A 25,131-nucleotide genomic window follows, 5' to 3' on the forward strand; every position below is an offset into this window, starting at 1 on the left:
CTGAAAAATCCTGATACATTTTTCACAAAATCGCTGGACGATCGTCCCAGGTGTGTGCCAATTTTTCCCCGCTTCACGCATCAAGCGAGTGATTGGATGACCTCGCCATTGAGGTCATTCGATCTTTTTTCAACGCAGACAAGGATGTGTCTGAATGTCGAAACTTAAACTTAATGCTCTCAGCGTAACGCCGCAGGGCCCAAGCTCTGCCTACAACCAACTCAACTCGTTCAGCCACCAATACGATCGAGGCGGCAGCACGATCAACGGAAAACCGTCGTACACGGTGGACAAAGCGGCCGACTACATCTTGCGCGACAAGGCGGCATGGGTAGACAACAACGGCAACGGCACCATTGAGTTGACCTACACCTTCCTGACCAGCCGACCCGCCGATTTCGATCGCACCCTGGGCACGTTCAGCGCTTTTTCGGCGTTGCAGCAATCCCAGGCCAAGCTGTCGATGCAATCCTGGGCCGATGTAGCGAAAGTCACCTTCACCCAAGCCAACTCCGGCGGTGACGGGCACCTGACGTTCGGCAACTACAGCGGTGACAACGGCGGTGCGGCGTTTGCCTATCTCCCTGATGGCAGCTCGTATGCAGGTCAGTCCTGGTACATGATCAACAACAGCTACCAGGTCAACGCCAACCCTGGCACCAACAACTACGGGCGCCAGACCCTTACCCACGAAATCGGCCATACCCTGGGCCTGTCGCACCCTGGCGATTACAACGCCGGGAACGGCAACCCGACCTACGCCGATGCCACCTACGCCCAGGACACTCGCGGCTACAGCGTGATGAGCTACTGGAGCGAAACCAACACCGGGCAAAACGACAAAGGCGCCTACTCCTCGGCACCTTTGCTCGACGATATTGCCGCCGTACAAAAGCTGTACGGCGCCAATCTCGCGACACGTGCCGGCGACACCACCTACGGGTTCAACTCCACAGCCGATCGTGACTACTACTCGGCGACGTCTTCGTCGTCCAAGCTGGTATTCGCGGTATGGGACGGCGGTGGCAAGGACACCCTGGACTTCTCCGGCTACTCCAACAACCAGAAAATCAACCTCAACGAGGCTTCGTTTTCGGATGTCGGCGGCTTGGTGGGTAACGTGTCCATTGCCAAAGGTGTGGTCATCGAGAACGCCATTGGCGGCTCGGGCAATGACCTGATCATTGGCAATAGCGCTGCCAACGAACTCCGGGGTGGTGCCGGCAACGACATCATCTTCGGTGGTGGCGGTGCCGATAAACTGTGGGGCGGTACGGGCGCGGATACGTTTGTATTCGCAGCCAGCAGCGACTCACGGCCGTCGGCCCCGGACCAGATCATGGATTTCGTCAGCGGTCAGGACAAAATCGATCTGTCAGGTATGCCGGAGTTTGCGACAAGCCACATACCGCTGGTTTTCGTCAACGCTTTCAGTGGGACGGCTGGCCAAGCCGTGCTCTCCCAGGTCAGCACTGGAAGCACCTTGTCGATCGACCTCACGGGTGACCGTACGGCCGATTTCGTGGTTAACACCATAGGTCAGGCTGCCACGACTGACATCGTGGTCTAAGCCTGAGGGGGCGGCGTGCAAGCGCCGCCTCTGCCTGATCTGGAGCAGATCGATGAATTTCAAGACTGCGGCGTGCCTGTTCACGACGCTTTTTACCCTCAGCGGAGCTCACCTCATGGCCAGCAGCCTACGCCTCGCAAGCCCCGCCGAACTGGCCGGCCCCTGGCAGCTTTACCCCGAAGACCAGGCGCAGAAACCCTGTGCATTGATTCTGCAGGAACAGGACGAGCGCCTGGCAGGCGATCTGGCCTGTGCCGGTCACTGGCTGGGCGGCACACCGGCGACCTGGTATCCGACGCCTGATGGCATTGCCTTGGTGGACAACCATGACGAACTGCTGGTGCACATGGGTCGCCAGCGCGATGGGTTCTACATGGCTCATCTGCCCGATGGACGCACCCTTTTCCTGCAACGCGACGCGGTAAACGCAACCCCACGCTCCTGACGCTTTTTTTTCAAGGATGAAACCCATGACCCAAGGCCGGCCAAGCCCTCTGCCGCGTGCTCCTATGTGGGCGACGCTCAAGGCGTATAAAGGCGTTCTGCTGAGCATCGGCGCCTTTACCGCGCTGATTAACGTGCTGATGCTGGTGCCCTCGGTTTACATGCTACAGGTGTACGACCGCGTACTGTCGTCGCAAAACGAAACCACGCTGGCGATGCTCACCGTGATGGTGATTGCCTTTTTTCTGTTCATCGGGCTGATGGAGGCCGTGCGCAGCTTTGTGGTGATTCGCATCGGCAGCGACATGGAGCGGCGCCTGAATCTGCAGGTCTACCAGGCGGCTTTCGAACGCAACCTCAGGCAAGGCGAAGGCAATGCTTCCCAGGCGCTGGCCGATCTGACGCTGGTCCGGCAGTTCGCCACAGGCCCCGCGCTGTTCGCTTTTTTCGATGCACCGTGGTTCCCCATTTACCTGGCGGTGATCTTTCTGTTCAATCCCTGGTTGGGTTTGTTCGCCAGCGTTGGAGCGTTAGCGCTGATCGCCCTGGCCTGGCTGAACGAAGCGCTGACCCGCAAGCCGCTGGCTCAGGCGGGGCATTTTTCCGTGGTATCGAGCCAGTTATCCGGGAGTCACCTGAATAACGCCGAGGCTATCCAGGCGATGGGCATGCTGGTGCCTTTGCGCCAGCGCTGGTTCGCCCTGCACAGCCGGTTTCTGGAGCGGCAAAACCGCGCCAGTGATATCGGCGCGCTGATCGGCTCGCTTAGCAAATGCCTGCGTTTGTGCCTGCAATCGCTGGTGCTGGGGCTGGGTGCACTGCTGGTGATAGAGGGCCAGATGAGCGGGGGCATGATGATCGCCGGCTCCATCCTGATGGGTCGTGCGCTGGCACCCATTGATCAACTGATCGCCGTCTGGAAACAGTGGAGTTCGGCCCGGCTGGCGTGGCAGCGGCTCGACGCGCTGCTGATCGCCCACCCCGAGCGTCCAACGCCCATGCCCCTGCCCGCTCCCACCGGGCATCTCAGCGTCGAGCACATCAGCGCCGCACCGCCGGGGCGTGACACAGTTACCCTGCAGCAACTGAGTTTTGCCGTGAAGGCAGGCGAAATATTGGGCGTATTGGGGGCTTCGGGGTCAGGCAAGTCCACCCTGGCCCGGGTGCTGATTGGCATCTGGCAGCCGCTGGCCGGGGTGGTCCGGCTAGACGGCGCCGAGCTGCACCGCTGGGACCGCGACGCCCTGGGCACACACGTCGGTTACCTGCCCCAGGACATCGAACTGTTCAGCGGCAGCATCGCCGACAACATTGCCCGCTTTACCGCCGCCGACCCGCATAAAGTGGTGACCGCAGCGCGCCTGGCTGGCGTGCACGAGATGATCCTGCGTCTGCCCCACGGGTATGACACGCAACTGGGCGACGGCGGCTCGGGACTGTCCGGCGGGCAAAAACAGCGAGTGGCCCTCGCTCGCGCGTTGTATGGAGAGCCGCAGCTGGTGGTGCTCGACGAGCCCAACTCCAACCTCGACAGTAACGGCGAAACCGCGCTGGCCGCCGCCATCGCACAACTCAAGGCTCGCCGTTGCACGGTGATTCTGATCACCCATCGCTCAGCCGTGCTGAATCAGACCGACCGCCTGCTGGTGCTCAATGAAGGTCGCCTACAACTGTTCGGCCCCACAGTCGATGTCCTCAAGGCTCTGTCGGGCGCTCCGCCAGCGCCTGAACGGGCGCAGGGGGTGAGTTTCAGTCGCCAGCTTGGCGCGCAGCAAGGAGGCCAGCGCCATGAATGAACAGATCGTCAAACCCGAGCGCAGTGCGCAGTTTTTCGTCAGGGTGGGTTGGTGGCTGGCGTTGCTCGGTGCCGGCAGTTTTTTCCTCTGGGCTGCACTTGCCCCGCTCGACCAAGGCATCGCGGTGCCTGGCACGGTGGTGGTTTCAGGCAAGCGCAAGGCCGTGCAGTCGGTGGACAGCGGCGTGGTCAGTCGCATCATGGTGCGCGAGGGCCAGGTGGTGCGTCAGGGCCAGCCGCTGTTCCAGCTTGACCACACACAGGTCCAGGCCGACGTGCAATCGTTGCGCGCCCAGTACGAGCTGGCACAGGCCAGCATCGCCAGGCTCCAGGCCGAACGCGATGGCAGTGTGCAGGTGCGTTTTCCCGAGTCCCTGTTGCAGGGAGCATCTCCACAGTTGCTCGGCGTGCTGGAAGGCCAGCGGCAACTGTTCAGCAGCCGTCACCAGGCATTCCAACGCTCCCAGGCAGGCATTCGGGCCACCATCGAAGGTGGCGTTGCCCAGCTTGCGGGCATGCGCCAGGCGCGCAATGACCTTCAGGCACAGGCCGAGTCATTGCGCCAACAACTGGACAACCTGCGACCGCTGGCCGAGCGCGGCTATATCGCCCGCAACCGCTTGATGGACTACGACCGGCAGCTGTCTCAGGTGCAACGTGACCTGGCGCAGAACACCGGTGACACAGGGCGCGTCGCCCAGCAAATCGAGCAATCACGGCTGAGCCTGCAGCAGGGTGTCGAGGAATATCAGAAGGAGGTACGCGGGCAATTGGCGGACGCCGAACTCAAAAGCATCACCTTGAGCCAGCAATTGGCCTCGGCGCAATTCAGTCTGACCCACAGTGAAATCGATGCGCCGGCCGACGGAATCGCCGTCAACCTTTCGGTGCATACCGAGGGCGCGGTGGTGCACGCCGGTGAATCACTACTGGAAATCGTGCCACAGGGCGAAGGCCTTGAGATCGAAGGCCACCTGCCGGTGCACATGGTCGACAAGGTGGCCGAGCAGTTGCCGGTGGAGGTGCTCTTCACTGCGTTCAATCAGAGCCGTACGCCGCGCGTAGATGCCACGGTCAGCCTGATTTCTGCCGACCAACTGCTCGATGAGCGTAGCGGCCAGCCTTACTACATCGTGCGCAGCAGCGTCACCGACCAAGCGTTGGCCAAGCTGCAGGGCCTGGTGATCAAACCTGGCATGCCAGCGCAGATGTTCGTGCGCACCGGCGAGCGCTCTCTTCTCAACTACCTGTTCAAGCCTTTGATGGACCGCGCAGGACTGGCACTGACCGAGGAATAGGATGTTTCGGTACATGAAAATCTGGCTAACCGCGGTGCTATGGATCAGCGCCAACATGCACGCCCAGGCAATGGGTTTATTTGACGTTTATGAGCAAGCCTTGCGTAACGATCCGGTATTCCTCGGCGCCATGAAGGAGCGCGACGCAGGACTGGAAAATCGCAATATCGGCCGTGCCGGACTCTTGCCTCGCGTCGCCTGGAACTACAACAAAGGCCGCAACGACTCCCAGGCTACGTACAAAAGCGACTCGCGGCCCAACACCCGCGAGGACCGTCACTACAACAGTTTCGGTTCGACATTAAGCCTGCAGCAGCCAATCATCGATTACGAAGCCTATGCCAATTACCGCAAGGGTGTGGCGCAGGCCCTGTTTGCCGACCAGGCCTTTCGAGCTAAAAGTCAGGAATTGCTGGTGCGGGTGTTGTCCGCTTACAGCCAGGCGCTGTTCAGCCGCGACCAGATCGAGATTGCCGAGGCCAAGAAAAAAGCATTCGAGCGGCAGTTCGAGCAAAACCGGCAGATGTTCGATCAGGGTGAAGGCACCAACACCGACATCCTGGAAGCAGAGTCACGTTATGAACTGGCCGGCGCCGAGGAAATCGAAGCGCAGAATGAACAGGACGCTGCGCTGCGGGAACTGGGCGCCTTGATCGGCACGCCCGAAGTGCGTATCGAAGACCTGGCGCCCCTGCGCACACCCTTCAATTTTCTGGCCCTGACGCCAGCCACTTACGAGGCGTGGAATGCCATCGCCTTGAGCGAAAACGCCGACCTCGCCTCGCAGCGCCAACTGCTGGAAGTCGCGCACCAAGAGGTGAAACGCAACGTGGCCGGGCATCTGCCCAAGCTCAACGCCTACGCCACTGTACGCAGCATGGAATCCGACAGCGGCAATACCTACAACCAGCGTTACGACACCAATACCATCGGCCTGGAAATCAGTCTGCCGCTGTACGCAGGCGGTAGCGTCAGCGCTTCCAGTCGCCAGGCCAGTCGTAGCCTGGAACAAGCAGAATATGACCTCGAGGGGAAAACCCGTGAGACCCTGATCCAGTTGCGTCGCCAGTTCAACGCCTGCGCCACGGGGGTGCAGAAAATCCGCGCTTATGACAAGGCGTTGGCCTCGGCGGAGGCATTAGTGGTGTCCACTCAATACAGCATCAAGGGTGGCGAGCGGGTCAACCTGGACGAACTGAATGCGCAACAACAGCTTTACAGCACTCGTCAGGACCTGGCCAAGACTCGATATGAGTACTTGATGGCCTGGATCAAGTTGCATTATTACGCAGGCACCCTGACCGGCGAGCAATTGGCGCGGGTCGATGAAGCCTTTGGTACGGGAAACTCGTATCGCTGAAACCAAGCAGTCGCCTCAGCAACCCTACGAGAATGCCCAGTGCGCGAATGCGTTGCTGGGCTCTTTGCCTGTGAAGGTGATGTTCAGCAGTTCGCAGGGCTAATGGATGGAAGGCGCCAAGGATGTCGTCATCACTCACCTAGCAGCTGTCCCGGTATTTACGACAGACGAAAAAATGCCCGGACTCAAAGACACTGTCTTCAATCCAGGCATATTCAAAATGGTCGGGGTAAGGGGATTCGAACTCCTGACATCCTGCTCCCAAAGCAGGCGCGCTACCGGACTGCGCTATACCCCGTTTAAATTCAAGACACCTCAACAAGCTGCCTGCGATGTGATGCGAATGGCATCAGATCTTTAAGATTCGGCTCCAAGGTTACCCTTGAAGCCAAAAATGGTGGGTCGTGTGGGATTCGAACCTACGACCAATTGGTTAAAAGCCAACTGCTCTACCAACTGAGCTAACGACCCAAAAATGGTCGGGGTAAGGGGATTCGAACTCCTGACATCCTGCTCCCAAAGCAGGCGCGCTACCGGACTGCGCTATACCCCGACGGTATTACCTTCTGAAATTGGCTCCGTGACCAGGACTCGAACCTGGGACCCAATGATTAACAGTCATTTGCTCTACCGACTGAGCTATCACGGAACTGAATAACTTCACAATTTCAGCCTCTTCGACCTGTCTGCATCGCTGCGTTCACGTCTCTGAGGCGCGCTATTCTACATTCCCAGAAATAGCTGTCAACCCTCCAAATTGCTTTTAAGACAATGATTTGCGACTTTTTTTCGAGATCGCCTGCAAGCCTCGAAAATCCGGCGCCTGGCAGCAATCACCCGCTCAGAAAAAAAGGGCGCCCACCGGGGGCGCCCTCTCATTCTTCTATATAGATAGACAGACGATGCATCAGGCGAAAGCGATTTCGTCGTTCACCACAGTGCCCCTGATACTGGTGCCTGGCATGAAGCCGCCGGACAGAATCATCTGCGCCAGCGGGTTCTCGATCCAGCGCTGAATCGCACGCTTGAGTGGACGCGCACCATATACCGGGTCGTAGCCCACCGCGATCAACTTCTCCAGGGCTTCAGGGCTCAGTTCCAGACTCAGCTCTCGCTCGGCCAGACGCTGGCGCAGCCGTCCCAGTTGAATCTCCGCGATGCCAGCAATCTGGTCATGGCCCAGCGGTTCGAAGATCACCACTTCGTCGACCCGGTTGATGAACTCCGGACGGAAGTGCGTTCCTACCGCGTCCATCACCGCAGCACGCTGCGCTTCGCGATCACCGACCAACTCCTGAATACGGGCCGAACCCAAGTTGGAGGTCATGACGATCACCGTGTTGCGGAAATCGACGGTACGACCATGACTGTCGGTCAGTCGGCCATCTTCGAGCACCTGCAGCAGAATGTTAAAAACGTCCGGATGCGCCTTTTCCACCTCGTCCAGCAGGATCACCGAGTAAGGCTTGCGCCGCACGGCTTCGGTCAGGTAGCCGCCCTCCTCGTAACCGACATATCCTGGTGGTGCACCGATCAGACGAGCCACGGAATGTTTCTCCATGAACTCGGACATGTCGATGCGCACCATGGCCTCTTCGGTGTCGAACAGGAACTCGGCCAGCGCCTTGCACAGCTCGGTCTTACCCACGCCGGTCGGGCCGAGAAACATGAACGAACCGCTTGGCCGATTCGGGTCGGACAACCCGGCTCGCGAGCGGCGCACCGCGTTGGCCACGGCCACTACTGCCTCGTTCTGCCCGATCACACGTTGATGCAGCAGGCTTTCCATCTTCAGCAGCTTGTCGCGCTCGCCTTCGAGCATCTTGGACACCGGAATCCCGGTCCACTTCGACACCACCTCGGCGATTTCTTCCTCGGTCACCTTGTTGCGCAGCAGCTGGTTTTCCGGTTTGCCGTGCTGATCGACCATCTGCAGGCTGCGCTCCAGGTCGGGAATGACCCCATACTGCAGTTCGGCCATGCGATTAAGGTCGCCGCGACGACGAGCGGCCTCCAGTTCCTGACGCGACTGCTCGATCTTCTGCTGAATCTGCGCGGAACCGGTTACTTCAGCTTTCTCCGACGTCCAGACTTCTTCCAGATCGGCGTATTCGCGTTCCAGCCGCTGGATTTCCTCCTGAAGTTTGTCCAGGCGCTTGATCGCGGCCTCGTCGTCTTCTTTCTTCAATGCCTGGGATTCGACCTTCAACTGAATCAGACGGCGCTCCAGGCGATCAAGCACTTCCGGCTTGGAGTCGATTTCCATGCGGATACGGCTGGCCGCTTCGTCGATCAGGTCAATGGCCTTGTCCGGCAGTTGACGGTCGGTGATGTAACGATGGCTGAGCTTGGCTGCGGCAATGATTGCGCCGTCAGTGATCGCCACCTTGTGGTGAACCTCATATCGCTCCTTGAGGCCACGCAAGATCGCAATGGTGTCTTCTTCACTCGGCTCGTCCACCAGCACTTTCTGGAAGCGCCGTTCGAGGGCCGCATCCTTTTCTATATATTGGCGGTACTCGTTGAGTGTCGTGGCACCGACGCAGTGCAATTCGCCTCGGGCCAGCGCAGGCTTGAGCATGTTGCCTGCATCCATCGAGCCTTCTGCCTTGCCCGCCCCGACCATGGTGTGCAGTTCGTCGATGAATAGGATTACCTGGCCTTCCTGCTTGGAAAGCTCATTGAGCACGGCTTTCAGGCGCTCCTCGAACTCACCACGGAACTTGGCGCCCGCGATCAGCGAACCCATGTCCAGCGACAGCAGCCGCTTGCCGCGCAGACCATCCGGCACTTCGCCATTGATGATGCGTTGTGCCAAACCTTCGGCGATCGCGGTTTTACCCACGCCAGGCTCGCCGATCAGCACCGGGTTGTTCTTGGTACGGCGCTGCAGCACCTGGATGGTCCGGCGAATTTCGTCGTCACGGCCAATCACCGGATCAAGCTTGCCCTCTTCGGCGCGCTTGGTCAGGTCGACGGTGTACTTGTCCAGCGCCTGGCGCGATTCTTCAGCGTTCGGGTCGTTGACCGCATCGCCGCCGCGCAGGTTGCTGATGGCGTTTTCCAGCGCCTTCTTGCTGACGCCCTGGCCGAGCAGCAGCTTGCCCAGCTTGCTGTTCTCATCCATCGCCGCGAGCAATACCAGCTCGCTGGAGATGAACTGGTCGCCCTTCTGTTGGGCCAGGCGATCGGCCTGGTTGAGCAGGCGCGCCAGATCCTGCGACATATTCACGTCGCCGGTGGGGTTTTGAATCTTGGGCAGTTGGTCAAGCTCCTTGCTCAACGCCTTGCGCAGGCTGTTGATGTCGAAGCCGACTTGCAGCAGCAGGGGTTTGATCGAACCGCCCTGTTGCTCGAGCAGCGCCTGCATCAGGTGCGCTGGCTCGATGGCGGGATGGTCCATACCCACGGCTAAAGATTGGGAGTCAGATAAAGCGAGCTGTAACTTGCTGGTTAAACGGTCAATACGCATTGGTCACCTTCCTAATGGGCAGGCCGGAGCAATGAACACACCTTAATAACGAAAACCTGCCAGATAGCCCTTTAGATGTGGCCGATTGCACAGGATTCAAGCGCTGGGTGGCTGACCCAGATCAACATTAGCTTGCTGCAGCAGGTTTTGATGGCGGCGACGGACCTGAAATCGTTACCACCGACCACCCGTGCCGCTACGGCTTGCCCGGCTTAGACGTCGGCGATCCACACCAAAGACGCAAACCGTCCAGTCCGCGCACCCCGGCGATAGGAGAAGAAGCGCTCGTCGTCATAAGTCGACAACCCGCCGCCGTATACCGCCCTGACGCCATGAGCCGCCAGGCGCAAGCGCGCCAGCTGGTAGATATCAGCCATGAACTTGCCTGGATTGGCGCTCGGCACAAACGCCTCGGCAGCCTCCGGATGGGTCGCTATAAAAGCTTCCCGCACCTCTGGCCCGACTTCGAATGCTTGCGGGCCAATAGCAGGCCCGAGCCAGACGAGAATCTCGGAAGGCGCGGCGGTGAAGCTGTCCACCGTGGCTTCCAGCACGCCCGCCGCCAAACCACGCCAACCGGCATGAGCCGCCGCGACCTGATCGCCCTGGCGGTTGCAGAACAGCGCGGGGAGGCAGTCAGCGGTCATGATGGTACACGCCACGCCCGGTTTCCTGCTCCAGCTGGCGTCGGCCTGCATCACCTGGGCAGGTAACGCCTCAACTACATTAGTGCCATGCACTTGCTTCAACCACGCAGGCTGGACATGCAGGTCAGAGGTGAGTTTCCAGCGGTTCTGCGCGACCGCTGCCGGGTCATCATCGACGTGATCGCCCAGATTGAAGGTGTCGAAAGGGGCAGCGCTCACGCCACCCGCACGCGTGGTGACGCAGGCCTTGATACCCACCGGCGCGGGCCAGTCGGGGATCAGCCAGTGCGCCACAGGCTCGCTCATCCGATGAATGCCTCGCGATCCTGCTTGAGCAACGACAGCAGCCAGACGAAATCGTCCGGCAATGGCGATTCCCAGCTCATGCGCTCCCCGGTCGTCGGATGATCCAGCTCAAGGAAGCGCGCGTGCAGAGCCTGACGCGGGAAATGTTTCAACGATTCGACCATCGTCACACTGGCTGCCGGTGGGATGCGGAAACGACCGCCGTAGGCAGGATCGCCCACTAATGGGAAGTTAATGTGGGCCATGTGTACGCGAATCTGGTGCGTACGACCGGTTTCAAGCTTGACCCGCACATGGGTGTGGGACCGGAAGCGCTCCAGCACCCGGTAATGACTGACCGCAGGCTTGCCGCCTTCCATCACTGCCATGCGCTGACGCTGCTGACCATGACGACCGATCGGTGCATTGATCTTGCCACCTGCGGTCACCACGCCGATCACGATGCACTCGTAGATCCGGCTGACGCTGCGATTCTGCAATTGGGTGACCAGTTGGGTCTGCGCCTGAATGGTCTTGGCGACCACCATCAGACCGGTGGTGTCCTTGTCCAGACGATGCACGATGCCGGCGCGCGGCACGTTGATAATGTCAGGCACATGGTGCAGCAAGGCGTTGAGCAGGGTGCCGTCGGCGTGACCGGCGGCCGGATGAACGACCAGACCGGCCGGCTTGTTGATCACCAGAATCTGGTCGTCCTCATAGACGATATCCAGCTCGATGTCCTGGGCAACCCACTCGCCCTGGGCTTCCTGCTCGGCTTTGAGGACCAGTTCGGCGCCGCCGTGCACGATGTCACGCGGGCGCAATACGCCTCCGTCCACAGTCAGGCGGCCGTCTTTGATCCAGGCGGAAAGGCGCGAGCGAGAGTGCTCGGCGAAGAGTTGGGCGGCGACCTGGTCGAGGCGTTGACCGCCCAATTCGGACGGCACCTCTGCGCGAAGTTCAATGATCTCAGACATGCTCAAACTAGGAGGTGGCACTGGCCTTTGGTTTCGGCTGTGCGCTTGTGGTTAAATACGGCGTCTTTTGTCCCGGGGGTTCCACGGGGCGCCCATCATAACAGGACGGTCCTGCGCAAGACAGCAGACCGTTATAGGGACGCAAGCCGCCATGCAAGTGAAACACCTGCTGCTGATAGCCATCCTCGGACTTACTGTTGCCTGTTCTTCGAAGAAAGAAGTCATCGACGAAAACCTCAGTGAAGTCGAGCTGTACCAGCAGGCGCAGGCCGACCTGGACAACAACAGCTACAACAGCGCAACCGAGAAACTCAAGGCGCTGGAATCCCGCTACCCGTTCGGCCGCTACGCCGACCAGGCCCAGTTGGAGCTGATCTACGCCAACTACAAGAATGGCGAGCCTGAAGCCGCGAAATCCGCAGCCGAGCGCTTCATCCGCCTGCACCCACAGCACCCGAACGTCGACTACGCCTATTACCTCAAGGGCCTGACCTCGTTCGACCAGGACGTGGGCATCATCGCGCGCTTCCTGCCGCTGGATCAGACCAAGCGTGACCCGGGCGCTGCCCGTGACTCGTACAACGAGTTCGCCCAACTGACCAGCCGCTACCCGAACAGCCGCTACGCGCCGGACGCCAAGCAGCGCATGATCTACCTGCGCAACCTGCTGGCAGCGTACGAAATCCACGTGGCCGACTACTACCTCACACGTCAGGCCTACGTCGCGGCTGTCAATCGTGGTCGTTATGTGGTGGAAAACTTTCAGGAGACCCCATCGGTCGGCGACGGTCTGGCGGTCATGGTCGAAGGCTACCAGCGCCTGCATCTGGACGATCTGGCCGACACCAGCCTGCAAGTCCTCAAGGCCAACTACCCGGATCACCCGCAACTGGCCGACGGCAAGTTCGAGGCCCGCACCCCCGATCCGGACAACCGTTCGTGGCTGTCGAAGGCGACGCTGGGCCTGATCGAAAGCCGTCCGCCACTGCCGCCGGGAGAAACCCGCGCCAACCAGGACGTGATCAAGCAGTACCAGGACGCCAAGGAAGCCATCCCGGCCGAACTGTTGCCTGAGAACCAGCCGACAGAAGACGAGAAGAAAAACGAAGACCAGGACGGCGCGCCGAAAAGCCGTTCGATCTTCAGCTACATGACGTTCGGCCTGTTCGACTGATTGCAGGCACGGTTCACGCGTCATGCATAGAGGGGTCCTACGGGACCTCTTTTTCATTTCCGACATCACGGCGGGGCGCAGATCACTGTGCGCCCGTCTGCGCGTTGGCTACACTGCGGCATCCTCACTCACTAAGCTGGTAAACATGATTCGCTTGATTATGTGGGCCGCCTTGATCGCGGCGGCGATCTGGTTCTTCAAACGGCTGACCAACGGCCCTGTCCGGAAAGCGAAACCCGCAGCGCCGGAAATCGACGCGGCGCCGATGGTACGTTGCGCCCAATGCGGTGTTCATGTCCCCCGCGATCGGGCCTTGAGTCAGGGTCAGCATTGGTATTGCACCGAAGCCCACCGCCTGCAGGGCCCCGCCGCACGTGACCGCTGAAGCATTGTCGCTGGCGACACCTCAAGCCCAGCGCATTCTGCGGCTGTATCACCTGTACCGCCTGAGCATCGGCATCCTGCTGGTGCTGTTGATTTCCAGCAGCCTGGACGCCGAACTGCTGGAACTGGCAGACATCGAGCTGTTTCGCACTGGCTGCTGGCTGTATCTAGTAGTCAATATTCTGGTGGTCGTGCTGCTTGAGCGACCGGCCCGCCATGGGCAGCTGTTCACCCTCGCGATGGCCGACGCCATCATGCTCTGCGCGCTGTTCTACGCCGGTGGCGGCCCACCCAGCGGGATCGGCAACCTGATCGTCGCCTCCGTCGCGATCAGCAATGTGCTACTGCGCAAACGCGTCGGGCTGTTGATCGCTGCGGTGTCGGCGATTGGCATCATCTACCTGACCTTCTATATCAGCTACCACAAGCCCGCTGCCGCCAACCACTTTGTCCAGGCCGGCTCCCTCGGCGCATTGTGCTTCGCAGCAGCGCTGCTGGTGCAGGCCCTGGCACGCCGGTTACAGGTTAGCGAAGGTATCGCCGAACAGCGCGCCGCCGATGTCGACAATCTGGAAGAGCTCAACGCATTGATCCTGCAGCGCATGCGCACCGGGATTCTTGTGCTCGACGCCAACCACAAAGTGCTGCTCGCCAACCACAGCGCCCAGACGCTGCTCGGCCACGACGATTTGCTCGGGGAAGCCATCGATCCCTATTCGCCGCAACTGGTGGAGCGGCTCAGGCAGTGGCAGATCAACTCGTCCATGACGCCGCGCAGCATGACCACGTCTGCCATCGGCCCGGTGCTGCGTCCCGGTTTCATTGCGTTGACCCGAGGCAATCAACGGCACACGCTGGTGTTCCTCGACGACCTCTCGCAAATCTCCCAGCAGGCCCAGCAGCTCAAACTCGTCGCGCTCGGCCGGCTGACCGCCGGCATCGCCCATGAGATCCGCAACCCGCTGGGCGCCATAAGCCATGCTGCTCAGTTGCTGCATGAATCCGAGGAACTGACCGGAGCGGACCGCCGCTTGAGCCAAATCATCCAGGACCAATCGGGCCGGATGAATCTGGTGATCGAGAACGTCCTGCAGCTGTCCCGCCGACGCCAGACCGAACCTCACCTGATTGATCTCAGGCAGTGGCTCGAGCGTTTCGTTGGCGACCTTCGCAGCAGGCTGCCGGTCAACCAGTCCGTGCATCTGGATATTGGTTTCGGCACACTGACCACCCGCATGGACGCCGAACAGCTGCAGCAAGTCATGACCAACCTGGTGCAAAACGGCCTACGCTATAGCGGCCAGGTACACGAACAGGCGCAAGTGTGGCTGCGGCTGTTTCATGATGCGCAAAGCGATCTGCCGAGCATGGAAGTGCTGGACGATGGCCCGGGTGTCGCCACCGAGCACCTGACAAAAATTTTCGAGCCTTTCTTCACCACTGAAAGCAAAGGAACCGGGCTTGGCCTGTACCTTTCTCGCGAGTTATGCGAAAGCAATCAGGCGAACCTGGATTACACACCCCGGGAAGGTGGCGGCAGTTGCATGCGGATCACCTTCGCCCATCCGTTCAAACTGAGCTGAACATGAGCCAACAGCAAAAAATCCTGATCGTCGATGATGAACCCGACATTCGCGAGCTGCTGGAGATCACTCTGGGGCGGATGAAGCTGGACACGCGCAGCGCGCGCAACGTCAAGGAGGCCCAGGATTGGCTGGCTCGCGAGCCGTTTGACCTGTGTCTGACCGACATGCGCCTGCCCGACGGCAACGGCCTGGAACTGGTGCAGTACATCCAGAAGCGGCACCCCCAGGTGCCGGTGGCGATGATCACAGCTTATGGCAACCTCGACACGGCCATCCATGCCCTGAAAGCAGGTGCGTTCGACTTCCTCACCAAACCGGTGGACCTGGCGCGACTGCGCGAACTGGTAAGCAGCGCCTTGCGCCTGCCGATGTCGCCGCGCAACGAAAACAGCATTGACCAACGCCTGCTGGGTAATTCCCCGCCTATGCAGGCCCTGCGCAAGCAGATCGGCAAGCTGGCGCGCAGTCAGGCGCCGATCTATATCAGCGGTGAGTCCGGCAGCGGCAAGGAGCTGGTCGCCCGATTGATTCACGAACAAGGCCCGCGCGTCGACAAGCCGTTCGTGCCCGTCAACTGTGGCGCGATCCCTTCCGAGCTGATGGAGAGCGAGTTCTTTGGCCACCGCAAAGGCAGCTTCACCGGAGCCCATGAAGACAAGCCCGGGCTGTTTCAGGCTGCCAACGGCGGCACGTTGTTTCTCGACGAAGTGGCCGACCTGCCGTTGGCCATGCAGGTGAAACTGCTGCGCGCCATCCAGGAAAAATCCGTGCGTGCCGTCGGAGGGCAGCAGGAGCAGGTCGTGGACGTGCGCATCCTCTGCGCCACCCACAAGGACCTCGGCGTCGAAGTCGCCGCCGAACGCTTCCGTCAGGATCTCTACTACCGGCTTAATGTCATCGAGTTGCGCGTACCGCCATTGCGCGAACGTCGGGAAGACATCGAGGAGATCGCCAACAACGTCCTGCGCCGCCTGGCAGAAAACATGCAACCGCCAGCACGCCTGACGTCCCAGGCCCTGACGGCGCTCAAGGGCTACCGCTTTCCCGGTAACGTGCGCGAGCTGGAAAACATGCTCGAACGCGCGCACACCCTTTGCGAAAACGATCAGATCAACGCCGACGACCTGCGCCTCGCCGAACCTGCGAGCACCCTGGACCAGGACGGCCCGAGCCTGGCCGACATCGACAATCTGGAAGACTACCTGGAAAGCATCGAACGCAAGCTGATCCTCCAGGCCCTGGAAGAAACCCGCTGGAACCGCACCGCCGCGGCCCAACGGCTGAACCTGACGTTCCGCTCGATGCGTTATCGATTGAAGAAACTGGGACTTGAGTGATCCGCAAAGTCCCTATCCGGGCCTCTCATACGTATTCGCGCCTTCCGTTATCGCAAAGCTCACTCCGGGTTTCCGACACACCGCAAACCTGTAGGAGACGTCGCAGATTACACCGGCAGTGAATGCGGTTCGTCAGCGGCAAAGCCCCTTTCTGACACCCCCGCACTGGCCAGCACCTACGATGAACTGCCGTTAGTATCGAGGCCGATCCTGACATCTGGCGCATACGGCGCAGGGTCAATAATCGGCGCGTCCCCCATCAGCAGATCCGTCAGAAGCTGACACGAGGCCGGGGCCAGTACCAGGCCGTTGCGGAAATGCCCGCAGTTCAACCACAACCCCTCATGCTTGAGCACCGGCCCAATGAACGGGACTCCATCGGGCGAACCCGGACGCAACCCGGCCCAGTGCCCCACTACTTCGGCTTCGGCCAGCGCTGGAATCAACGCTTGCGCCGAGGCCTTCAGGCTTTCCAGCGCATTCCCGGTCGGGGTCTTGTCGTAGCCTTCATATTCCAGCGTGCTGCCGACCAGGATATGGCCATCACGGCGCGGAATCGCGTAGCGGCCTTTGGCGAGGATCATGCTCGGCAGAAAATCCGCTGCGCATTTGTACAGAATCATTTGCCCCTTGACAGGCTCAACCGGCAGTTCCAGGCCCAGCTTGCCGAGCAGATCACCACTCCAGGCCCCGGCCGCCAACACCACGCTGTCACCCAGAATGTCGCCGGCCGATGTCGTCACGCCGATGACCCGTTCTTCGTCACGCACGAAATTACTGACTTCACACCCCTCGTGAAGGGTGACATTAGGCATCGCCAGCAAAGCTGCCTTGAGCGACTTGACCAGCCGCGGGTTGCGCACGTTGGCGATATCGGCCATATGAACGGCGCGCGTATACCCACTGCCCATTACCGGCACGGCGTCATACACCGCTGAAATATCCACCGAGCGCAATGGTCGACCGAGCCGCGCCGCCCATTCAAGCGCCTCTTTTTCGTCATCCAGATCCAGCCAATACAAGCCGGTCTGATGAACCTGCGGATCGATACCCGTAGCGTCCAGCAGACGCTCGGCCAACTGTGGATAAAAGTCCTGCGACCAATGCGCCAGCGCCGTCACAGCAGGGCTATAGCGCCACGGATAAAGCGGCGAAACAATGCCACCACCGGCCCATGAAGACTCCTGCCCGACGCCCGAGCGATCGAGCAACACCACGCTCTGGACTCGTGCTGCGAGATTGAAGGCAGTCAACAGACCGATGACGCCTCCACCGACGATTACCACGTGTTGCCTGGACATGCAGATCCCGATCATCAATAGAAAATCAACGCCGGTTTGCGCCCCGCAGGTTGCAGATAAACCGACTCCACAGCGGCTCGAAAACCTCGCCGTGCCACTGGTCCGGAGAATATCCCCGAACATCCACTACATAGCGACTTCGAACCTGAGTAGTATCACCATATTTCTAACGAAAAATGGAATTTCCTCAATGGGTTTCAGCTCTGGCATTACGCGTTCGACATCGCGTCGCAGCTGGCAAGGTTCTTTTGGGGGCAATAGCGGCGGGTTTACGTTGATCGAATTGATCGTGGTGGTAGTCATCATGGGGATTTTTGCGGCGATCGCCATGCCCAGCTTTACCAGCATGATTCACCGCAACAGTGTTCGTGCCGCAGCAAACGAATTCTACGATCTGCTTCAGTATGCGCGCGCCGAGGCTGTGACACGGGGCACCACCGTCAATATCAACGCGCCTGTCAACACCACTAATATCGTGGTGACTCTGGGTGAGAACGGAAACGGCACTCAACTGAGACAAGTCGGTGCCGGCGGCCTGCAGGCCGGGGTCAGGATCAACTCTGCAGTTAACAACGTGAACTTCACACCCACCGGCACCGCTTCGACCAGTGCCTGTTTCGAGATCCTCTTTCCAACCGACACGTCCATCGCTGCGCAGTATGTGTCTTTGCTCAGCAGCGGCCGGGTCTCCCCGCCTACCGCAGCCGCACCGGATGGCTGCTGATGAATACCTTCAGTCCTCAGCGCCAAGCTGGCTTCAGCATGATTGAAGTGCTGGTCAGCCTACTCATTACTGTGATTGGCGTGCTGGGCATGGTCGCATTGCAGAGCAAAGCCATTCCGTACACACAGGATTCGGTGCAGCGTAATACGGCCATGATGCTTGCTGATGATCTGGTGGAGATGATCCGCACCGCGGGCAGTTGCACAGCATCCAATAATTGCCTCAAACCACCGGGTACTCCTTTTGCAGACGCCACGACCAGCTGCGTTCCTACGCCCACTGTCCTTGCTCAGCAAATCGGCTGCTGGAAAGCTCAGGCGGGCAAGGCGCTGCCTGGCGCGACTGATCTTTTGACCGGTTTGTTTTATATCTGCCGCAGCGTCAAACCAGGCGACGTGGGCACCTCCGCTTGCGGTACAGAAAACACACTTGATACCGAAATAGAGATACAGGTTGCCTGGTCCGTGAAGAACAATGCGGACTGCATGGACGCCAACGCCAAAAATTCGATATGCACTTACCGAATCAGGACACGCCTGCCATGAAAGCCGCTGCAATGAGGTACCGGTCTGCAGCCCGACAACGCGGTCTTTCACTGATCGAGCTCATGGTGGCCATGGTCATCGGCTGCTTCCTGATTCTGGGCGTCACTCAGATTTTCATTAGCAATCAGAAAAGTTACCTGTTCCAGCAAGGGCAGGTGGGCAACCAGGAAAATGGCCGCTTCGCGTTGGCAATTCTGAGTCAGGAACTCTCCAAGGCAGGTTATCGCAGCAACCCTTATCAAGCATTTGCCAAAGGGTCGGGGCAGAGTTGCACCTTTCCTGAGGGTTCGTCCGTCATCGCGAATTCGGCGACCTCTGTCTGCATTCGCTATCAGGCACGCAATCGACTGGACGTGTCATGCCAAGGTACGGCCTTGTCGGAAACGGACCAAGCGAGCATTGACACCCCGTATGACAGGCTCAAGGAAAATCCGGTCATCGTTGAGAAAATTTACTTCGATGCCGATACCAGCTCGATCATGTGTGCGTCCGGAACCGGGTCGCAGCAATTGGTCACCGGCGTTGCGGCTTTGCGCTTCGACTATGGCTCGGGTTCCGGCGACCTTAAAACGGTGACAGCTTACGGCACCAGCACCAAAAACGTCATTGGTGCCGTCCGCTACGCCGTCCTCATGAAAAGCCCTGGCTCAGCGTCGCTTCAGGACACAACCGAAGTTACATCCCCGGCTCTGGCCGAGTGGGACAATCGGTATGGCACCAAATTGGCGGAAAATGACATGTCTGCACAGCTGTATCAACTGGTACAGGGCACAATCATGATCAGGAATCAGATGCAATGATGCCGGTCCACTTTCCGTTTGTCCGGGCAGCCAGACAGCAACAAGGGGCGACACTGCTTGTCGCACTCGTGATGCTGCTGGTCATCACGCTGCTGGCGTTGTCCAGCCTGAGAGGCGTTTCGCTCGAGTCGAGGATTACCGGCAACCTGCGCTTGCAGAAGATTCTGACCAATGCTGCAGAAGGCGGGCTGCGGGTCGGCGAGCAAAGTATTAGCACTTCCGTGGCCCCCGACAAAATCACGCCCTGCACATCGACAGCGTGCATGCCCTGGAGCCTTCTGAGCAGCGACCTCAAAGCGACAGCCACCATCGACACACCGATACGTTTCGGCGCTGCAGACGCTAATAACGTTGCCACCCTGAACACCAATTACGACGCCAAAGTCCAGTGGTACGTGGTCGAGCTTCCGCTTCCACGCATCAGCCAGGGCAACTGCGCGCTCACCGGCTGTGGTCGCAGGTATTACGAGGTCAATGCCTGCGCATCGACCGTCCTCTGCACCAGCGACACGACGACTGCGCGAGTGATCTTGCGCTCTGTCATTGCACGGTCTTACTAATGAACAATTACCCGCAGCGCGCCACTATGAATAAGCCCCACGCATTTACACGGGGAGCAGCGCTGCTGACTGCCTTGATCCTGTCGACACCGCTGGCGCACGCGGCGGTAAGTCAAGAGCCCGCGCAGGCCCCCCTGTTCGTCAACAACTCGGTGCCTCCGCTGAATATGCTGGTGGTCGGGCGTGATCACAAATTGTTCTTCCCAGCGTACAACGATGCCTCGGACCTGGATGGCGACGGGGCGATCGAGATTCGCTACAAACCTTCGATCGATTACCTGGGTTATTTCGACTCGCTGACGTGCTACACCTACAACACCAGCGGATACTTCACCGCCTCCTCGAAAACCACTGAGGCCAACCTGAAAAAATGCCCTGGCACTTGGAGTGGTGACTACCTCAACTACCTGACGACTTCCCGCGCCGACGCATTGCGTAAAGTTCTCTACGGGGGATACCGGAGCACAGATACCACCTCGCAAACCATTCTGGAGCGGGCTTACATTCCTACTGACGCACATACTTGGGGTAAGGAATACACCAGTTACGATTTCGACGGATACAACCTGTCCGACTACACGCCGTATGCCAACCCCAGTTCCGGCAATCGCACGCTGTTCGCCAACAACACGCCATCTTCGGCGTCATCTTCGGCGCCGTTGCTGAGGGTGCTGTCCAACATTGCCAACATCCGTATATTCGGCTGGGTTTCCCGCGAGACAACCCAAGGCGGAACAACGGCCACGAACACCTCGTTCAAGGACGTAACGGTCAAGCCCGTCGACCTCAACGTACGGGTCGAGGTATGCAAAAGCGGCTACATCGAGAGCAATTGCAAGCTCTATCCCAACGGCACTTACAAACCCACCGGTATCCTTCACGACTACGGCGAAGGCAACCAGATGTACTTCGGCCTGATGACCGGCACCTATCAGAACAACCTTCAAGGTGGGGTCGTGCGCAAGGCTATCAGCAGCTTTGCCAATGAAGTCGACACCTCGACCGGGATATTCGGCACTAAATCCGGCAGTACCTATACCAAGGGCGGCATCATCGGCACCCTCGACGGATTGAAACTCAGCAGCAGTGGCGGCTGCACATCCACGGCGCAGACAGGTAATACCATCACCAATGCTACCTGCCAGAACTGGGGCAACCCGCTGGCGGAGATGATGTTTGAAACGATGCGTTACTACAGCGGATCCGATGCCAAGCCAACCGCCGCTTATGCATCCGGTACAGCCGATACGAATCTGGGCCTCAGCGGCCTGACTTCGTGGTCCGACCCCTACGCTAGCAAGCCCAATGCAGAGGGCTCGCCACCGACCTTTCCCAGTTGCTCCAAACCCTTTGAAACACTGTTCAGTGACGTGAACCCCACCTACGACTCAGACGTGCCGAGTGCTGCGTTCTCGCCCACCAACCTTCCCAGCGTGCCAACGGTCTTGAATAAGTTTGACCCGCAGGCATTGGGCCTAACGATCTGGAACGCCGACGTGGGCGGCGGCAACAAGAACATCAACATCGGCCAGACGACGAGTGTCAGCGACTCGGCACCAACCGCCAAAGTCGCCTCCAGCCTGGGCAATATCCGTGGCCTGCCCGAGGAGCCGACCAAGGAAGGTACGTATAACGCCGCAGCCGTGGCCTACTATGCCAATACCCGTCCCATCACATCGCTGGGCTCGCAAAAGGTCCAGACATTCTCTATTGCACTGTCCTCGACATTGCCACGCATTCAGATGCCGGTGGGAAGCAGCACCATCACCCTGCTGCCCTTCGGCAAGGTCACCAGTGGCGTAACCGAACAGATCACCGGCTTTTATATCGACTCGCTGTACAACATGCCGGGACAGTTGAAAGATACTTCAGTCAACGGTGGCCGCGCGCAAGCGGTGTTCCGTGTTGTCTACGACGATTGCGGTCAAGGCTGCGACTACGACATGGACGCCATTGTGTTGTACACCGTCTCGGTCGTCGGGACCGGCGCCGACGCAACGCTCGACGTGCGACTGGAGACGGTCTACTCGCAAGCGGGCAACGAATCGCACATGGGGTACACCATTTCCGGTACGACCCACGACGGCATCTATCTGGAAGTGACCGGCGGTGGCAGCGGCAACCAACACTACGTACTCGATACACCCGGCACCCAGTATCCCGGATCGTGCTCTTCGGGCTGTAACACCTCCGCCACGCTGTTGCCAGGCATGAGGTCGGGAAGTACGCAGGTGAACGGCGCCACCTACCACACGCGTAACTTCAAGCCTTCATCCGCCACATCGGTGACCAACCTTGAAAACCCGCTGTGGTACGCGGCCAAATGGGGAGGTTTCGGTGACTCGACCAACACTGCTTCGAGCTCGCCGGTAGCCGGCAAATGGGACTCGAACGTCTCAGGGACGCCTGACAACTACTTCCTGGTAAGCAGCGCGTCGACGCTCAAGGCGCAGCTTCAGGCGGCCTTTAGCCAGATTGCACAAAAAAATACATCCGTGGCGGCGCCAGCAGCCGTCCCCTCGCCATTGAAAGCGGACGCCTCAACTTCGACCTACACCAATAGCTTCAACATTGCACAGTGGAGCGGTGATTTGACCAAAACCACCAGCAGCACCAACAGCACCACCCGCACGACCACGAAGACCCTTAATTGGACAGCGGCGGCGGTGATGCCAGAGGCTTCCAAGAGAAACATTCAGATGGCTAACGCTGCTGGAACCGGACTGCAGGCCTTCACATACAGCAATTTGGGCACTCTTACCTATGCCAGCGTCAAATTGCAGACAACCCTGACTTCCGATCAAGTGTCATTTATCAGGGGGGTGCGCACGCTGGAAGGTACGACCTTCCGTCGGCGCGCTTCCACACTGGGCGACATCGTCAACTCGCAACCGGTCTTCGTTCAAGGCGGCACGTTCACAAATACGCTGGCGGACTCGCTGAACGGAACCAGCGGCGACTATGCGAAATTCAAGACCACTGCCAATGCGCGTCGCTCGCAGGTGTATGTCGGGGCCAACGACGGCATGCTTCACGCATTCGATGCCACTACCGGCGTGGAGCAGTTCGCCTTCGTCCCCACTGCAATCATTTCCAAGCTCAGCGCCCTGTCGGGGACGACCTATAACACTGACTCTTCCTTGCACCGATTTTATGTCGATGGCTCGCCGGTGGTTTCCGATGCTTATTTCAACTCCGCCTGGCATACGGTGCTGGTGGGAACGCTGGGGGCTGGCGGCAAGGAGATCTTTGCGCTGGACATCACCGAGCCCGACAACATCAAGCTGTTGTGGGAGTTCACGTCACAAAACGACACCGATCTGGGCGCCACATTTTCTACTCCCTACATTTCCAAACTGCACTCTGGAGAGTGGGGCGTCATCTTCGGCAGTGGCTACAATGGCGATAACGGCAATGCCAGCCTGTTCATTCTCAACATTGCGACGGGTGCGAAAATCGCCAAGCTGACGACGCCTGCCAGCACGCCCAAAGTGGATAACGGGCTGTCTTCGCCAGTGATTCTTGATACCAACTCCGACGGCATCGCTGACTACGCCTACGCGGGTGACCTGCTGGGCAACCTTTGGCGCTTCGACTTGATCAGCCCTGGCTCGCTAACCGACACCACCACCGCTAGCAGCTACAAAGTGGCGTTCAATGGCACCCCGCTATTCACCGCCTCGGCTGGCACTACAGGCGCCGCGGCGCAATCGATTACTACCGCTCCCGTCCTTTATCCACATCCCGGCGGCACAGGAAACCTGGTCATATTCGGCACCGGCCGTTACTTCGCCTCGGCGGATAAGGCCAGTACTGACTTGCAGAGCCTCTACGGGGTTTGGGACCTGCAAACAGATGGGCAGATAGCGACTACACCTACAGGGACGTCCACCAGCAGCCCGGCAGGACGTAGCAATCTTCAGGCCCAGCTCCTGTCTTCGGCCAGCGGCACACTTGGCACCAGTACCGGGCTACGAACGCTCACCACCCGCTCGGTGGACTGGACCACCCAATATGGTTGGTATCTGGACTTGCAGACCGACGGAAAATCGAGCGGCGAGCGTATGGTCGATTTGATGACAATCAAGGGCCAAGTGCTGTTCGTCGCCACCCGCACCCCCATCACTGGCGTGTGTGAAGCAGGTATTCAGGGTAAGCAGTTGGAGCTTGACCCTAACACGGGGGGTGCGAATCCCTTCTCGGTGTTCGACTTCAACGGTGATGGTGTAATTGACAGCAGCGATACCTTGTCCGGGGTAATCATCAGCGGTTACGACTCATCAGGAGTGGGGTTCACCGTCGTTTCTGGCGATGGTCCATCGGGACTGTCCACCGTTTATTCCAGCGGTGGCAACAGCATGAGTGCGTTTACCGGTCTGCAGTACAACGGCCGCCAGACCTGGCGGGTGATTCCATGACCTTGAGAGATCGGCAGAAGATGCGACATTTAAAAACAGACGAGCACGGCTTCACCCTCATCGAGCTGATGATCACCGTAGCGATCGTCGCGATTCTTGCAGCCATCGCTTATCCGTCCTACACCACATATGTGCAGCGAGGGTATCGATCCGAAGGGATCGCCATGCTCAATGATGCGGTGGCCAGAATCGAAAGGTTTTATGCACAGAACAACACGTATGTGGGTGCTACGTTGTCGACACTCGGCCTTAGCACTGACAGCAAAGTCACAACGCTTAACTCTGCTAACAGCAAATACACGTTGAGTTTTTCAGGGACACCTGGCGCCACCACCTACACGCTACAAGTCGTTCCGCAAGACAGTCAGGCCAAAGATACCTGCGGCACCATGACGATCAATCAGGCCGGCGCTAAAACGCCTACCACAGCGGAATGCTGGAGATAGGGATC

Annotated in this window: 19 protein-coding genes and 4 tRNA genes; 15 read left to right on the top strand and 8 right to left on the bottom strand. The window is 59.3% G+C overall.

Annotated features, from left to right (window positions below; translation table 11 throughout):
* Positions 1 to 154: 154 nt before the first annotated feature.
* From B3I26_RS01785 to B3I26_RS01805, 5 genes are read left to right on the top strand one after another with little or no spacing between them, the layout of a single operon-like run.
* Positions 155 to 1,570, top strand: coding sequence for a serralysin family metalloprotease (locus B3I26_RS01785; protein WP_296254523.1), 1,416 nt, complete (start codon positions 155 to 157; stop codon positions 1,568 to 1,570).
* 52 nt (positions 1,571 to 1,622) lie between these two features.
* Positions 1,623 to 2,015, top strand: coding sequence for an AprI/Inh family metalloprotease inhibitor (locus tag B3I26_RS01790; protein WP_296254525.1), 393 nt, complete (start codon positions 1,623 to 1,625; stop codon positions 2,013 to 2,015).
* A gap of 25 nt (positions 2,016 to 2,040) precedes the next feature.
* Entirely contained in the window at positions 2,041 to 3,810 is a 1,770-nt protein-coding gene (locus B3I26_RS01795; protein ID WP_296254527.1) for a type I secretion system permease/ATPase, read from the top strand.
* On the top strand, positions 3,803 to 5,107 hold the full coding sequence (locus B3I26_RS01800) for an HlyD family type I secretion periplasmic adaptor subunit (protein WP_296254529.1): 1,305 nt from the start codon (positions 3,803 to 3,805) through the stop codon (positions 5,105 to 5,107). The genes B3I26_RS01795 and B3I26_RS01800 overlap by 8 nt, the downstream gene beginning before the upstream one ends.
* A 13-nt stretch (positions 5,108 to 5,120) precedes the next feature.
* On the top strand, positions 5,121 to 6,467 hold the full coding sequence (locus B3I26_RS01805; RefSeq protein WP_296254531.1) for a TolC family outer membrane protein: 1,347 nt from the start codon (positions 5,121 to 5,123) through the stop codon (positions 6,465 to 6,467).
* Positions 6,468 to 6,688: 221 nt separating this feature from the next.
* Here the strand turns inward: B3I26_RS01805 and B3I26_RS01810 are convergent.
* The 7 genes from B3I26_RS01810 to rluD all read right to left on the bottom strand — a co-directional run bounded on the left by B3I26_RS01810 (position 6,689) and on the right by rluD (position 11,851).
* A tRNA-Pro gene (locus tag B3I26_RS01810) sits at positions 6,689 to 6,765 on the bottom strand.
* A 97-nt stretch (positions 6,766 to 6,862) separates the two neighbouring features.
* Positions 6,863 to 6,938, bottom strand: a tRNA-Lys gene (locus tag B3I26_RS01815).
* Positions 6,939 to 6,943: 5 nt separating this feature from the next.
* Positions 6,944 to 7,020 (bottom strand) — tRNA-Pro (locus tag B3I26_RS01820).
* Positions 7,021 to 7,040: 20 nt separating this feature from the next.
* Positions 7,041 to 7,116: transfer RNA gene (locus tag B3I26_RS01825), tRNA-Asn, on the bottom strand.
* Positions 7,117 to 7,374: 258 nt separating this feature from the next.
* Complete coding sequence (gene clpB, locus B3I26_RS01830) at positions 7,375 to 9,939, bottom strand: ATP-dependent chaperone ClpB (RefSeq protein ID WP_296254533.1); 2,565 nt, start codon at positions 9,937 to 9,939, stop codon at positions 7,375 to 7,377.
* A 212-nt stretch (positions 9,940 to 10,151) separates the two neighbouring features.
* Positions 10,152 to 10,892 (bottom strand): peptidoglycan editing factor PgeF, encoded by a 741-nt coding sequence (pgeF, locus tag B3I26_RS01835; RefSeq protein ID WP_409522057.1) that lies wholly within the window; start codon positions 10,890 to 10,892, stop codon positions 10,152 to 10,154.
* On the bottom strand, positions 10,889 to 11,851 hold the full coding sequence (gene rluD, locus B3I26_RS01840) for a 23S rRNA pseudouridine(1911/1915/1917) synthase RluD (protein ID WP_296254535.1): 963 nt from the start codon (positions 11,849 to 11,851) through the stop codon (positions 10,889 to 10,891). Before rluD ends, pgeF begins: the two co-directional genes overlap by 4 nt.
* Before the next feature lie 151 nt (positions 11,852 to 12,002).
* Between rluD and B3I26_RS01845 the strand changes: the two genes are divergently transcribed.
* The 4 genes from B3I26_RS01845 to B3I26_RS01860 all read left to right on the top strand — a co-directional run bounded on the left by B3I26_RS01845 (position 12,003) and on the right by B3I26_RS01860 (position 16,332).
* Positions 12,003 to 13,025 (top strand): outer membrane protein assembly factor BamD, encoded by a 1,023-nt coding sequence (locus B3I26_RS01845; RefSeq protein ID WP_296254536.1) that lies wholly within the window; start codon positions 12,003 to 12,005, stop codon positions 13,023 to 13,025.
* 145 nt (positions 13,026 to 13,170) lie between these two features.
* Positions 13,171 to 13,410: a PP0621 family protein gene (locus tag B3I26_RS01850; protein WP_296254538.1), complete on the top strand. Its 240-nt coding sequence runs from the start codon at positions 13,171 to 13,173 to the stop codon at positions 13,408 to 13,410.
* Entirely contained in the window at positions 13,400 to 14,992 is a 1,593-nt protein-coding gene (locus B3I26_RS01855) for a sensor histidine kinase (protein ID WP_296254539.1), read from the top strand. The genes B3I26_RS01850 and B3I26_RS01855 overlap by 11 nt, the downstream gene beginning before the upstream one ends.
* A gap of 2 nt (positions 14,993 to 14,994) precedes the next feature.
* Positions 14,995 to 16,332 carry a sigma-54-dependent transcriptional regulator gene (locus B3I26_RS01860; protein WP_296254541.1) on the top strand — a complete coding sequence of 446 codons (1,338 nt, stop codon included), beginning with the start codon at positions 14,995 to 14,997 and terminating at the stop codon, positions 16,330 to 16,332.
* Between the two features lie 176 nt (positions 16,333 to 16,508).
* Here B3I26_RS01860 and thiO read toward each other — a convergent pair whose 3' ends face one another.
* Positions 16,509 to 17,633, bottom strand: a complete 1,125-nt coding sequence (gene thiO, locus B3I26_RS01865) for a glycine oxidase ThiO (protein ID WP_296254543.1) — start codon at positions 17,631 to 17,633, stop codon at positions 16,509 to 16,511.
* Here thiO and B3I26_RS01870 point away from each other — a divergent pair.
* Genes B3I26_RS01870 through B3I26_RS01895 form a run of 6 tightly spaced genes read left to right on the top strand, consistent with a single transcriptional unit; the run spans position 17,632 to position 25,126 of the window.
* Positions 17,632 to 18,357 (top strand): GspH/FimT family pseudopilin, encoded by a 726-nt coding sequence (locus B3I26_RS01870; protein WP_296254545.1) that lies wholly within the window; start codon positions 17,632 to 17,634, stop codon positions 18,355 to 18,357. The two genes, thiO and B3I26_RS01870, sit on opposite strands and share 2 nt — an antisense overlap.
* Positions 18,357 to 18,902: a type IV pilus modification protein PilV gene (gene pilV, locus B3I26_RS01875; protein WP_296254547.1), complete on the top strand. Its 546-nt coding sequence runs from the start codon at positions 18,357 to 18,359 to the stop codon at positions 18,900 to 18,902. The genes B3I26_RS01870 and pilV overlap by 1 nt, the downstream gene beginning before the upstream one ends.
* Entirely contained in the window at positions 18,899 to 19,702 is an 804-nt protein-coding gene (locus B3I26_RS01880) for a PilW family protein (protein WP_296254549.1), read from the top strand. The genes pilV and B3I26_RS01880 overlap by 4 nt, the downstream gene beginning before the upstream one ends.
* Complete coding sequence (locus tag B3I26_RS01885; protein WP_296254550.1) at positions 19,699 to 20,262, top strand: pilus assembly PilX family protein; 564 nt, start codon at positions 19,699 to 19,701, stop codon at positions 20,260 to 20,262. Before B3I26_RS01880 ends, B3I26_RS01885 begins: the two co-directional genes overlap by 4 nt.
* The gene (locus tag B3I26_RS01890) at positions 20,262 to 24,680 is read left to right on the top strand and encodes a pilus assembly protein (RefSeq protein ID WP_296254552.1); all 4,419 of its coding nucleotides are present in this window, start codon (positions 20,262 to 20,264) and stop codon (positions 24,678 to 24,680) included. The genes B3I26_RS01885 and B3I26_RS01890 overlap by 1 nt, the downstream gene beginning before the upstream one ends.
* Entirely contained in the window at positions 24,677 to 25,126 is a 450-nt protein-coding gene (locus B3I26_RS01895) for a type IV pilin protein (RefSeq protein ID WP_296254554.1), read from the top strand. Before B3I26_RS01890 ends, B3I26_RS01895 begins: the two co-directional genes overlap by 4 nt.
* Positions 25,127 to 25,131: the final 5 nt, after the last annotated feature.

Origin of the sequence: Pseudomonas sp. UBA5706 (assembly GCF_002419965.1) — a bacterium.
Lineage (GTDB): Bacteria > Pseudomonadota > Gammaproteobacteria > Pseudomonadales > Pseudomonadaceae > Aquipseudomonas.